The organism is Clostridium senegalense JC122 (assembly GCF_000285575.1).
Classification (GTDB): Bacteria; Bacillota; Clostridia; order Clostridiales; family Clostridiaceae; genus Clostridium_J; species Clostridium_J senegalense.
This window is the reverse complement of record NZ_HE611050.1, coordinates 913,976-926,552: the sequence shown is the minus strand read 5'-3', so window position 1 is coordinate 926,552 and position 12,577 is coordinate 913,976. Positions and strand designations below refer to the sequence as shown.

Here is a 12,577-nt window from a genome sequence, read left to right as displayed (position 1 = left end):
TTTATAAATAATGCAATGTTACGCAATAGATATCACCTCAATATTAATGAAATTTAAATTGGAGCTTATTCCTCTATATGATAAAATAAAAGTCAATTTTAATTCAATTATAGTTTATGCACATAATAAAAAAATAGGTATATATATATTTAGAAATTTTTAGAAATAATTAATAAGTTAAATTAAATTATTAACTATAATACAATATTTTAACTACAATGTAAAATATATATTTATAAAGGAAGAAGGTAATTTTATGAGTTTAAAAAGAATTTTTGATGAATTTGAAAAAGTATTACTTTCTATGGAAAAACCATCTATTTACTTTAATGAATTAATTGATAATGATGAATTTCCCAAGAAATATCCTTTTAATATGATTAGTGATTTAAAAAATGTCCCTCAATCTAAAGAACATCATCCGGAAGGCACTGTATGGAATCATACTATGCTAGTTATAGATAAAGCTGCTGTTTTAAAAGAGAAAAGTAAAAATATAAGAGCTTTTATGTGGTCAGCATTACTTCATGATATAGGTAAAAAACCTACAACAGTATTAAGAAAAGGAAGATATACTGCTTATGAACATGACATAGTTGGGGCTAAAATGGCAGAAGAATTTTTAAAATCGTTTATAAATGATGAAAAATTCATAAATACAGTAAAAAATTTGATTAGATATCATATGCATATACTATTTATAGTTAAAGACATGCCATTTAAAGATGAAAAAGGAATGATCAATAATGTTGATTTAGATGAATTGGCTCTATTAGGTCTTAGTGATAGATTAGGTCGAGGGTTTATAAGTAAAGAAGCAATTGAAAAAGAATATAAAAATGTTAAAATATTCTTAGAAAAGAGCAATAAAATAAAAAATAATAAAAATGAGTAGTTTAATATAACCCATTTAAAAACTAATATTTAATAGTATTTTGAGAAAAAAATGGAAAGGGCGTTATTGTGTGAAAGAAAAAATATTAAAAGCTTTAAAAGAAAATCCAGACAAGTTTTTATCAGGAGAGATGTTAAGTAAGGAATTGGGAATAACTAGAGCAGCTATTTGGAAACATATAAATTCCTTAAAAGCAGAAGGATATGAAATAGATTCTGTTTCTAAAAAAGGATATAAGCTAATAGATGTTCCAGACTTACTTACTAAAGATGAAATTTTACCACGTTTAAATACAAAATATATAGGGAAAACATATGTGTATTATTCTAAAATAGATTCTACAAATAAAAAAGCAAAAGAATTAGCTACAGATGGGTTTGAGGAAGGAACTATTGTTATTAGTGAAGAACAAAGTTTAGGACGAGGTAGACTTGGCAGGGTATGGTATTCACCAAAAGGAAAAGGAATTTGGGTTAGCATTATATTAAAGCCCGATATACCAACTATGATGGCACCAAGAATTACACTTATTGGTGCAGCGGCAGTACATAGTGCATTAGAAGAGTTTGGAATAAAAAGTGAAATAAAGTGGCCTAATGATATAATATTAAATAATAAAAAAGTCTGTGGAATATTAACAGAGATGAGTGGAGAAATGGAAAAACTTAATTATATTGTTATGGGAATAGGTATAAATGTAAACACAGAAGAAAATGAACTTGAAAATGAATTAAATAAAATTGCCACATCATTAAAAATAGAATGCAAAAAAGAAATATGTAGAAAGCAATTACTTTGCAGTTTATTAAATCACTTTGAAGGTTTTTATGATGATTTTAAAGAATATGGAACCTTAGAAAATGTAATAAACATATGTAAGAAGAATTCAATTTTAATTGGAAAAGAAGTGAAAATAATTTCTTATGGAAAAGAAGTTGCAGCTAAAGTAATAGATATAGAAGATGATGGAGAATTAATTGTTAAGTATGATGATGGTACTGTTGGAAAAGTTCTTTCAGGAGAAGTTAGTGTTAGAGGTTTATATGGATATGTTTAAAAATGTTTTATAATAATTTAAAGAAAATTATATAAAATAAAAAGGGCGAATTCTAAAAATGTTAATATTATTTTAGACGCCCACTTTTATTTTATTCAGAGAAAAGTTTTAAATTAACCTCTATTCCAGAAGGAAGTAAATCTAAAATTATATATGAATAAAATCTTTCCTTCCTTTTACTAGAAGGAGAACCAGGGTTTATAATTAAGGTTTTGTCTTTTGTTGTAATGAAAGGTTTATGGCTATGACCAAAAATAATTATATCTAAATTTTCATTTTCAAAAATTGCAGATACATTATCTAAGGTTGTTTTACTATCTCCATGACCGTGATAAATACCTATTTTGTAATTTTCTAAGGTAATAATTTCTTTTTCATTTAATATTTGTCTTGTTTCTTCTTTATCATTATTGCCGTAAACTGCAATAACATTAAAATACTTTTTTATATAAGGAAGAGTTTTAGCATTAGTAAAATCACCGGCATGGATTATTAAATCAACATCTTTTAATTTTGATTCTATTAAATTTTCTATTTTACTCAAATGTTTTCTAACATGAGTATCAGATATTACTGCTACTCTCAATTTATATCACCACCTTATTATAGTGTGTATAGTGAAATAATCATAAATTAAAATTTATTCATTAGATGTATATCAACTTGTAGATTTTACAAAATAAATCTATTAATTTTATCTTATTAAAGTATACTATTATATGTTACTTTACATATAATGTAATAAAAGGTGATGAAGATGTTTTTTTACATAATATATGTTATTATATACTAGTATATATAGGTTGTGTATATTGGAATATATTAACTTATTCTTAGGGTATATAGTATGTTTATTTTAAATTATAAAATATTAGTATACTCTAATGGAGGTTTATAAAATGCTAATACTTAACTTTTATTTAGTTACTGTTATATTTAGTATGTTAACAATAATGCTTATATTTTATGCACTTAATAATAATGAACAATTTCAATCAAAAATGTTCGATATGATGCTAAATAGTGAAAATAATGAAGATGATGATTCAAATAATTTTATTGATTTCATTATATCTATATATGTATTAATACCTATTATAAATATTATAGCGTCTATAGCATTATTGACAACTTTATATAGCAAGAAGAAAAATTAAATGCTACAAATAGAAAAAATTTGTAGTATTTTTGTTGTATAAAGAATTAAAATTTATTTTTTAGGATGGGGTAAAATGAAAACAATTGGACAGATGAAAGAAAAAACAATACATAGGCAGTTAAAAGAAATGTATTCTGAAGGTACTGGGGAAATGGAAGTTACATGCCTAGGTTATATTGTTGATGTAGTAAAAGAAAATATCGTATATGAAATTCAAAGTAAAAATTTTTATAATATAAAAGAAAAAATAAAAAAACTTTGTACTGAGAATAAAGTAGTACTGGTGCATCCTATAGCAGTTGAAAATATTATAATAACTTTAAATAAAAAAGGGGAAATTATAAGGAGTAGAAAATCACCTAAAAAGGGTCAGGTAGAGAATATCTTTGATGAACTAGTTTCTGCTCCAGAGTTCATTAATGAAAAGAATTTAACAATACAAATATTACTTATATCAAAAGAAGAACTTAGAATTGATGATGGAAAAGGGTCTTGGAGAAGGAAAGGTGTATCTAAATTAGATAATAACTTAGTTGGAATTTTTCAAACTATAAATTTAAATGAACCCTATGATTATTTGAGATTTTTATCTAAAAAAAGTATGAGTTTTACCAATAGACAATTAGCTAGTGAATTAAATATTTCCATAGGCATTGCTAGAAAAATTACATATACACTTAAAAAAGCAGGTATTTTAGATGGAACTGAGAAGATAGGTAGAGAAATTTTATACAAAATAAACAAATTTTAATATTATAAACAGTTGTTTAAAAAACTCGATATTTGTAGTATAATGAAGAAAATAGTGTATCACAAAAATGAAATTATACTACACAGGAAGCTTTAAGATGTATTAATGATGTGCATTTTAACAAAAATGTATTTAAATGTATAAAATATTTAAAATAGTGAATTATCTTATAGACTAATTAATAAAATGTACTAATTAATAAAAATTATTGAAAAGTGTCAAAAAAGAAATTATACTTAGTTTAAAGAATAACTAAATATAAAAATAATACTAATTTATTATTTTTGAAGATGCATTAAACTAAAATTTTGAATGTGATATGGAGTGATTAAGTATGGATATGGAAAAAGAAGTACTTTCAATTATTAAAAATAATACATTAACTTATCAAATGAAAGTTATATCTTTAGCAAAGTTAGCTGAAAATAGTATTAATATATTGGATATTAATAACGATATAAAAAATTACATGGATGAAGGTGTAATTTGTGACTTATGGGAAGGTAATGCACCATACAGACCTAGATATATAGTTCCAGATTATGAGAAATTTATGAGAGAAGGTAGCAAGTTTTTAGGTATAAATCCACCAACAAATATATGGGAAGCAACTCACAGTTTATTAATGCTTTATAAACATGTTCCATCAGTAACTACATTCCCAGTTTATGTTGGAAATCTAGATACACTTTTAGAGCCTTTTGTTAAGGATGAAGAGGAAGCATACAATGCAATAAAATTATTTTTAATGCATATTGATAGAACAATAACAGATTCTTTCTGTCATGCAAATATCGGACCTATGGATACTAAAGCAGGAAGGTTAATTTTAAAAGCAGAAAGAGAACTGCAAAATTCCACACCTAATATAACATTGAAAGTTGCTGAAAATACACCGGATGAACTTATGGTGGAAGCTGTGAATACTGCACTTAGTTGTGCAAAACCAAGCTTTGCTAATCATGAAATGTTCACTAATGATTTAGGAAATTACGCAATAGCAAGTTGTTATAATGGACTAAATATTGGTGGAGGAAGTTATACTTTAGTAAGGTTAAATCTTGCAAAGCTTGCACCAAAGGCAAAAAATATAGATGAATTTATGAACGAACTATTACCAAAATCAATTCAATCTATGTTAGAGCTTATGGATGTTAGAGTGAACTTTATTGTGGAGGAAAGTGGATTTTTTGAATCTAATTTCTTAGTAAAAGAAGGATTTTTAAATAAAGATAACTTTACTGCAATGTTCGGAATGGTTGGACTTGCAGATGCTGTAAACTATTTTGTAGGCTCAGAAAAGCAAGAAGATAGATTTGGATATTCAAAAGAAGCTAATGATTTAGGAATAGAAATTATAGAGAAAATGCAACAAGTAGTAAACTTACATACAAATGAGCATTGCAAAGCAACAGATGGAAAGTATGTATTACATGCTCAAGTAGGGCTTGATAGTGACAAAGGAGTAGCTCCAGGTTGTAGAATTCCAATAGGAGAAGAACCTCCAATACATGAGCACCTGATTCAAAGTGCTCCTTACCATAAGTATTTTCCATCAGGAATAGGTGATATATTTAAATTTGATGAAACAGCTAAGAGAAATCCTAAAGCTATAGTTGATATTGTTAGAGGAGCATTTAAGTTAAATTTAAGATATATTTCAGTATACTGTGCTGATTGTGATGTAATAAGAATAACTGGATATCTTGTAAAAAGATCTGATATAGAAAAATTAGAAAAAAATGAGCAAGTTCTAAATGATACAGTTGTTTTAGGATATGGAGCAGCTAAAAATGCTAAGATATTAGAGAGAAGATTAAGGAAAAATGAAGAATAGTAAAGCTTTAGTAAATAAAATAATTCCATTTAGTTCTGTAGATGGAGAAGGAAATAGAATGGCAATATTTTTACAAGGGTGTAATTACAATTGTTTGTATTGTCACAATCCAGAAACTATAAATTTATGTATAAACTGTGGTAAGTGTATTGAAAGTTGTAACTATGGTGCACTTACCATGGTTGATGATAAAGTTAATTATAACAGGGCTAAGTGTAAGAATTGCGATTGTTGTATAGCTGCTTGCGATAGAAATAGTAGTCCAAAAGTTTTGGAAATGACTGTAGATGATATTGTTAAAGAAATAGAAAAAGTTAAATTCTTTATATCAGGAATAACAGTATCCGGTGGGGAGTGTACTCTTCAAAGTGAATTTCTTTTAGAATTATTTAAAGTGGTTAAAAAAATGGGTTTAACTACATTCATAGATACAAATGGATCAACAAGATTATATGAGAATCAACAGTTGTTAGAAGTAACAGATAAAACTATGATAGATTTAAAAGCCTTTAATTCGAAAGAAAACAAAGAACTTGTAGGCCTTGGAAATGAAATGGTTTTAAAAAATATAGAAGAACTTGCGAAAAAAGATAAAGTCTATGAAATAAGAACAGTAGTAGTTCCAGAACTATTAGATAATGAATACACTATAGATATGGGAAGTAAACTTATATCAAAAATAGATAAAAATATAATTTATAAATTAATAAAATTTCGTAGTTTAGGGGTAAGAGAAGAACTTTTAAAAGCATATACACCTAGTCAAGACTATATGAATAAATTAAAAGAAATAGCATTGAAAAATGGAGTTAAAAATGTTCTAATTGTGTAAAAATAATTTTTGAATTTAAATAGAATTAAATTTTAAAATATATAAAAATACATGAGTTTGACAATAATAATTAAAAAATAGTGCATAATATTATGTCAAAATAGAAAAAATAAATTTAAAATAAAAGATTTTCCACTTGACATTTCAATTGTGTCAATATAAAATCATATATAAATAAAGCAAATAAATAAAAACTATGAAGAGAAGAGTATATATAAGAGGTAATCTTAGCGAATTGGTGGTGGTGAGAGACCAATATGAAACTTATATAGAAGAACATCTCAGAGTTTCTAACCGAAATTGTTATGAAAGTAGGCTTAGACGGAGTCAAACCGTTATAGATTGAACAGTATCGATTAATATCTGTACTGATGATAAGTTGGTCATTTTATGACAATTTGGGTGGTACCGCGGAATTATAACCTTTCGTCCCTTTTATTAGAGGATGGAAGGTTTTTTTATATTTAAATTTATATTAAAACTAAAAAATAAAGTTAATTAGATTAAAAATAGATATATAAGTTAAAATTTTTAATCGCAATTTAAAGGAGGATATAGATATGGAAAAAATACTTGTAAAACAACTTTACAGAGAATCTGAAAAATACGCAGAACAAATGATTTCAATAAGTGGATGGATTAGAACTTTAAGGGCATCTAAAAACTTTGGTTTTATAGAAATCAATGACGGAACTTTCTTCAAGAACCTTCAAGTTATATTTGAAGAAGGATTAGAAAATTTTAAAGAAGTATCAAAGTTAAGCATTAGTTCATCAATAACAGTAGAGGGAAAATTAGTTTTAACTCCAGGAGCTAAACAACCTTTTGAGTTAAAAGCTGAAAAAATAGAGATAGAAGGAGAATCAGATAACGATTATCCGCTTCAAAAGAAAAGACATAGTTTTGAATTCTTAAGAACAATAGCTCATTTAAGACCAAGAAGTAATACTTTCTCAGCTGTATTTAGAGTACGTTCATTAGTAGCTTTTGCTATACACAAATTTTTCCAAGAAAGAGGATTTGTTTACACTCATACTCCAATAATTACAGGAAGTGACTGTGAAGGCGCAGGAGAAATGTTTAGAATTACAACTATGGATCTAAACGATATTCCTAAAACAGAAGGTGGAGAAATAGATTATAAAGAAGATTTCTTTGGAAAAGAAACAAACTTAACAGTTAGTGGTCAACTTGCAGCAGAAGCTTATGCATTAGCATTTAGAAATGTTTATACTTTTGGACCAACATTTAGAGCTGAAAATTCAAATACAGCAAGACATGCTGCTGAATTCTGGATGGTAGAGCCTGAAATAGCATTTGCAGAGTTACAAGATGATATGGAACTTGCAGAAGATATGATTAAATATATTATAAGCTATGTATTAGAAAATGCTCCAGAGGAAATAGAATTCTTCAACAGCTTTATCGATAAAGGATTAAAAGAAAGATTAGTACACGTTGCTACATCTGATTTTGGAAAAGTAACTTATACAGAAGCAGTTGACATACTAAAGAAAGCAGATAAAGAATTCCAATATCCAGTAGAATGGGGTATAGATTTACAAACAGAGCATGAAAGATACTTAACAGAAGAAGTATTTAAAAAACCTTTATTTGTAACTGACTATCCAAAAGAGATAAAAGCATTCTACATGAGATTAAATGAAGACCAAAAAACTGTTGCAGCTATGGACTTATTAGTACCAGGAATAGGAGAAATAGTTGGAGGAAGCCAAAGGGAAGAAAGATTAGATGTACTAGAAGCTAGAATAGAAGAATTAGGACTTAAAAAAGAAGATTACTGGTGGTACCTAGAATTAAGAAAATACGGCGGAACTAAACATGCTGGATTTGGGCTAGGATTTGAGAGAATGATAATGTACGTAACAGGAATAAGCAATATTAGAGACGTAATACCATTCCCAAGAACTACAGGAACTGCTGAATTCTAATATAAAAATATTAATAACAAAAGCTTTGAAGTGAAACTAAAGTTTCATTTTGAAGCTTTTTTACTATATTTTGTACAGGAAATCTGAATTTTTTATTTTAAAATGAATAAGTTTAAAATTCAATACTACATTTTGTATGAAAATATTTTAATTATAATGTAAATAAGTTATGTTATAATAAGTAAGTTAAATTAAAAATAAGTAATAAGGTGTGTTGATATGGAAGATTTAAGAAATACAATTGAAGAAATTTTAAATGAAGAAATTATAAAAATAGTTATTAGCAATAGGAGCAATAAAGAGGTTAAATATAATAAGATAAATTTTATATTAAAAGAAAATAGTAAAGGTGAATATTATCAAATAGAGCAGTATACAGATAAACAAGTATTTCATGAAAATATTGAAAAAAATATGCTAAAAGAAAAATTATTGGAATGCATGAATTCTAATTATAAGCAAATGTCAGTATGGTCTAAAGGAAGTAATTTTGAAGTGAAAATATCTAAAAAGGGAAAGATATTTTTAGGAAAAAAGAAAAGTGATAACTCAAAGCTTATTAATAAAAGCCATAATAAAGAAAAAATTACATACTTAAAGAGGGTATGATTATTGAACCACTTATTGATTTAGGTGTTTTTACTAAGGAAGGTAAGGTTATTAATTCTAAGTATGATAAGTATAAACAAATAAATAGATTTATAGAGATTATTGATGATGAAATAAAGAAAAATAATTTTGAAGAACTTACAGTTTTAGATTTTGGGTGTGGTAAATCATATTTAACATTTGTATTATATTATTATCTTGTAGAAATTAGAAAAATTAAAGTTAAAATGATAGGATTAGACCTTAAAGAAGATGTTATAAAAAAATGTAACGATATAGCAACAAGGTATGGTTATGATGATTTGCATTTTGAACTTGGTGATATAAATGGATTTAAATATAATAATAAAGTTGATATGGTAATTACATTACACGCTTGCAATACTGCAACAGATTATGCACTTTATAATGCAATAAAATGGAATAGTAAAATGATTTTTTCAGTTCCTTGCTGTCAACATGAGTTCAATGATCAAATGAAAAGTGAAGATTTAAATATATTAACTAAATATGGGATAATACAAGAAAGAGTTGCTGCACTTATGACAGATGCAGTTAGATCTAATCTATTAGAAGCAGCAGGATATAAAACTCAGCTTCTAGAATTTATTGATATAGCACATTCACCTAAAAATATATTAATTAGAGCATCAAAGGCAAATATAACTAATAATAAAAAAGAAAAAGCTTTAAATGAAGTTAAGGCATTAATTAAAGAATTTAATTTCAATCCAACTTTACTTAATTTACTTAAAAAAGATAATTTGATTTAAATTGAATGTAAGATTTCTTAATTATTTTGAAATTTTAGGAAATATTATTTTTCTTAATTTAAAATAGAATTTTAATGAATAAGTTAAAAGTAAATATATTAGCAAAATATTCCTAAAAATATTCACTTGTGATAAAATATAAATAATACATATTTTAAAGTACTTATTATTTATATTCCTTTTAATTAGTAATATGAAGTATATTTAAATGTAGAATTAAGCAAGTGGCAAAGGGAGGAGATTGAAAATGGGGATGATATCTAAGATGCAAAAGAGAAAAAAAGAAGAGAAAAAAAAGGCCAAAAGAAAACAAAGAGGAATAGCGGCTACTACTGCATTAATTGGATCTGTTATAGGTGTAGTAGGTGGAATTTTATTTGCACCTAAACCAGGAAAAGAAACTAGAAAGCAAATTAAAGATAAAGCGAAAAGTGCTAATGAAACTTTAAGAGGCAATTCAATTAAAATAAAGGATAATGTTTCAGAAGCAAAAGAAAAAATTAATGCTTATTTAGAGGAAAAGAAAAAACCCAATTTTTATGTTGAGAAAATAGAGAAGTATGAAGATATAGACTGTGAAAATGAAAATTGTGAAGAAAATATTTGTGAAGAAGAAGCTTGTAAAGATAAAATTTGTGAATCAGATATATAGGGAAACAAGCTCCCATTTAAATTTATTCAGCAATCTTAAAATATTTTTTGCAAAATTTAGTGTTGAATTCTAAGTGATTCGAAGCGTGTCTCACTATTTTAGATATCCAAGTTTTGGAATGAATAATTCTAAGAGTCAACTTGGAAACCTATAGAGGATTAAAAAAATAAATAATAGAAATTAGGTGATTTAATTGTATATTTCTATAGAAAATTTATTTTTTATAATATTAAGTATTTTAGGAGGAACAGCTTTAATTTTTGTAATAATTTTCTTAAGTAAAGCTATAAAATTCCTGCAAAATTTAAATAATGTTATAGAAAAAAATGAAAAGAATTTAGAAAAAACTATAAGTAATTTACCAGAAGCCACAGAAAATATTGTAACAATAACTGATAATTTTAAAGATGTAAGTGAGGTAGTTACAACTGTTACTGCAGATGTAATTGAAACAAAGGATAGTGTTTCTGAATATTTAAGAATAGTAAAAGATATAGTTGCTATAGTGAGAGATGTATTTATAAAAATAAAAAAATCATGAGATTTTTCTCATGATTTTTTTATTTTTATTCATGTTAATTTTATGTTAACAAAACGTAAAAAAACTATGTACTAGTTTTGAAGAAAGTGTATAATTAAATTATATAGCAAATTAAAAAGATTTAAAAAATTATAGGTGGAAAATAGGATTAATATTAATTTCTCGCTTTAGTGATTTAGTGTAGTGAATTACATTTATATAAAAACAATTTAAAAATAAAATAGAAATGGGGAGGAGTTTTATATGGGATTAAACAAAAAACATTTAAAGAATTCTTTTTTATAACAATAGGATTAGTATTTTTAGCTGTAGCATTGTCAGTATTCTTAGTACCAAATAATTTAGCTGCAGGTGGAATATCTGGTTTAGCAATAATAATTAATAGCTATATACCTACAATTGCAGTACCTATTATAATGTTAGGATTAGATGTTATATTATATATAATAGGTTTTATATTTATAGGAGCAAGTTTTGGATTTAAATCTATATATTGTAGCTTGATGTTACCAATGTTAATGTCTATATTAACTAAAATTTTTAATATTAATGGTCCAATTGTAGATGATTTATTTATAAATTTAATATTTGGAATAGTAATTGGTGCAATAGGAATGGGAATTATATTTAATCAAGATGCTTCAACAGGAGGTACTGATATAATAGCAAAAATATTTAATAAATATTTTAAGTTAGATATAGGAAAGGGGCTGTTAATTACAGATTTTGTAGTAACATTAATGGCTATAGCAACTTTTGGACCGATGATAGGTATGTATTCCTTATTTGGTGTTATTATAAATGGATTCATGGTAGATTATATTATAGATGGATTGAATGTAATAACTAAAGTTGAAATTGTAAGTAACAGTGGTGAAGAAATAAAGAAATTTATTATGGATGAGTTAGGTAGAGGTGCTACTGTTTATGAGGCACATGGTGCATATACAAAGGAAAAAAAAGAGGTAATAACTACAGTAGTTGAAAAGAAAGAATTTATAAAACTTAGAAAATATATAAAAGATATAGATGAGAATGCTTTTATAATAATTTATAATGTTCATGAAACACTAGGAGAAGGCTTTGGAAGTTTAAAATAAAAAATTGTTAGATAATTGTTTAACGCATTTTATGTAAAAGCTTGTCCAATAAAAAAGACTGATATATATCAGTCTTTTTAACTATTAAGAAATAGTTTATAATATGTTAAAATTATTCTTGAGCTGGAGCTCCAACTGGACAAACGTTAGCACAAGCACCACAATCGATACAAGTGTTAGCATCTATAACATATAAACCATCTCCAGCACTTATAGCACTAACTGGGCATTCAGCTTCACAAGCTCCACAGCTTATGCAAGTATCAGCAATTTTATAAGCCATAATCAAAAACCTCCCTTATTAATAATTCAACATTATAATACCATAAATTATATTAATAATAAAGTGTTTATTTAAATATTTTGAAATAAAATAATCATAACATTTAAATAATAATAGTATTCAAATAACAATTATT

12 protein-coding genes, 1 pseudogene and 1 other annotated feature are annotated in these 12,577 nt (G+C 25.8%); of the genes and pseudogenes, 11 read left to right on the top strand and 2 right to left on the bottom strand.

The genetic code is table 11. From position 1 onward, the window contains the following. The first annotated feature begins 256 nt into the window (after positions 1-256). Positions 257-895 (top strand): HD domain-containing protein, encoded by a 639-nt coding sequence (locus CSGHG_RS04935; RefSeq protein ID WP_010293177.1) that lies wholly within the window; start codon positions 257-259, stop codon positions 893-895. Between the two features lie 70 nt (positions 896-965). Further along, positions 966-1,952 (top strand): biotin--[acetyl-CoA-carboxylase] ligase, encoded by a 987-nt coding sequence (locus tag CSGHG_RS04930; RefSeq protein WP_010293175.1) that lies wholly within the window; start codon positions 966-968, stop codon positions 1,950-1,952. Positions 1,953-2,043: 91 nt separating this feature from the next. On the opposite strand, the gene CSGHG_RS04925 is transcribed toward CSGHG_RS04930, so the two are convergent. Then, a complete protein-coding gene (locus tag CSGHG_RS04925) occupies positions 2,044-2,538 on the bottom strand; it encodes a metallophosphoesterase family protein (protein WP_010293174.1) in 495 nt (164 codons plus the stop codon). A gap of 313 nt (positions 2,539-2,851) precedes the next feature. On the opposite strand from CSGHG_RS04925, the gene CSGHG_RS04920 reads away from it, so the two are divergent. The 9 genes and pseudogenes from CSGHG_RS04920 (at position 2,852) to CSGHG_RS04880 (ending at position 12,158) form a co-directional block, all read left to right on the top strand. Continuing rightward, on the top strand, positions 2,852-3,109 hold the full coding sequence (locus CSGHG_RS04920) for a hypothetical protein (protein WP_010293172.1): 258 nt from the start codon (positions 2,852-2,854) through the stop codon (positions 3,107-3,109). 75 nt (positions 3,110-3,184) lie between these two features. After that, positions 3,185-3,862, top strand: coding sequence for a helix-turn-helix domain-containing protein (locus tag CSGHG_RS04915; protein WP_010293171.1), 678 nt, complete (start codon positions 3,185-3,187; stop codon positions 3,860-3,862). A 334-nt stretch (positions 3,863-4,196) separates the two neighbouring features. Further along, positions 4,197-5,699, top strand: a complete 1,503-nt coding sequence (locus CSGHG_RS04910; protein WP_010293170.1) for a YjjI family glycine radical enzyme — start codon at positions 4,197-4,199, stop codon at positions 5,697-5,699. Continuing rightward, positions 5,689-6,531: a YjjW family glycine radical enzyme activase gene (locus CSGHG_RS04905; protein ID WP_010293169.1), complete on the top strand. Its 843-nt coding sequence runs from the start codon at positions 5,689-5,691 to the stop codon at positions 6,529-6,531. The genes CSGHG_RS04910 and CSGHG_RS04905 overlap by 11 nt, the downstream gene beginning before the upstream one ends. A 187-nt stretch (positions 6,532-6,718) precedes the next feature. After that, positions 6,719-6,968 (top strand) — a binding site (T-box leader). A gap of 123 nt (positions 6,969-7,091) precedes the next feature. Then, on the top strand, positions 7,092-8,483 hold the full coding sequence (asnS, locus tag CSGHG_RS04900) for an asparagine--tRNA ligase (protein ID WP_010293167.1): 1,392 nt from the start codon (positions 7,092-7,094) through the stop codon (positions 8,481-8,483). A 219-nt stretch (positions 8,484-8,702) separates the two neighbouring features. Beyond that, positions 8,703-9,865: pseudogene (locus tag CSGHG_RS19910) on the top strand (class I SAM-dependent methyltransferase). Between the two features lie 247 nt (positions 9,866-10,112). Continuing rightward, complete coding sequence (locus CSGHG_RS19905) at positions 10,113-10,517, top strand: YtxH domain-containing protein (protein ID WP_010293165.1); 405 nt, start codon at positions 10,113-10,115, stop codon at positions 10,515-10,517. A gap of 193 nt (positions 10,518-10,710) precedes the next feature. Further along, complete coding sequence (locus CSGHG_RS04885) at positions 10,711-11,058, top strand: hypothetical protein (protein ID WP_010293163.1); 348 nt, start codon at positions 10,711-10,713, stop codon at positions 11,056-11,058. A 248-nt stretch (positions 11,059-11,306) separates the two neighbouring features. Then, the gene (locus CSGHG_RS04880; protein WP_042315848.1) at positions 11,307-12,158 is read left to right on the top strand and encodes a YitT family protein; all 852 of its coding nucleotides are present in this window, start codon (positions 11,307-11,309) and stop codon (positions 12,156-12,158) included. A gap of 112 nt (positions 12,159-12,270) precedes the next feature. Here the strand turns inward: CSGHG_RS04880 and CSGHG_RS04875 are convergent, their stop codons facing one another. Then, positions 12,271-12,441 (bottom strand): DUF362 domain-containing protein, encoded by a 171-nt coding sequence (locus CSGHG_RS04875; RefSeq protein ID WP_010293161.1) that lies wholly within the window; start codon positions 12,439-12,441, stop codon positions 12,271-12,273. Positions 12,442-12,577 lie beyond the last annotated feature (136 nt).

Bases quoted from the DNA above. Each gene is read 5' to 3' on its own strand.
- CSGHG_RS04875 (WP_010293161.1), bottom strand. From the start codon at position 12,441: ATGGCTTATAAAATTGCTGATACTTGCATAAGCTGTGGAGCTTGTGAA.
- CSGHG_RS04935 (WP_010293177.1), top strand. From the start codon at position 257: ATGAGTTTAAAAAGAATTTTTGATGAATTTGAAAAAGTATTACTTTCT.
- CSGHG_RS04920 (WP_010293172.1), top strand. From the start codon at position 2,852: ATGCTAATACTTAACTTTTATTTAGTTACTGTTATATTTAGTATGTTA.
- CSGHG_RS04915 (WP_010293171.1), top strand. From the start codon at position 3,185: ATGAAAACAATTGGACAGATGAAAGAAAAAACAATACATAGGCAGTTA.
- CSGHG_RS04905 (WP_010293169.1), top strand. From the start codon at position 5,689: ATGAAGAATAGTAAAGCTTTAGTAAATAAAATAATTCCATTTAGTTCT.
- CSGHG_RS04910 (WP_010293170.1), top strand. From the start codon at position 4,197: ATGGATATGGAAAAAGAAGTACTTTCAATTATTAAAAATAATACATTA.
- CSGHG_RS19905 (WP_010293165.1), top strand. From the start codon at position 10,113: ATGGGGATGATATCTAAGATGCAAAAGAGAAAAAAAGAAGAGAAAAAA.
- asnS (WP_010293167.1), top strand. From the start codon at position 7,092: ATGGAAAAAATACTTGTAAAACAACTTTACAGAGAATCTGAAAAATAC.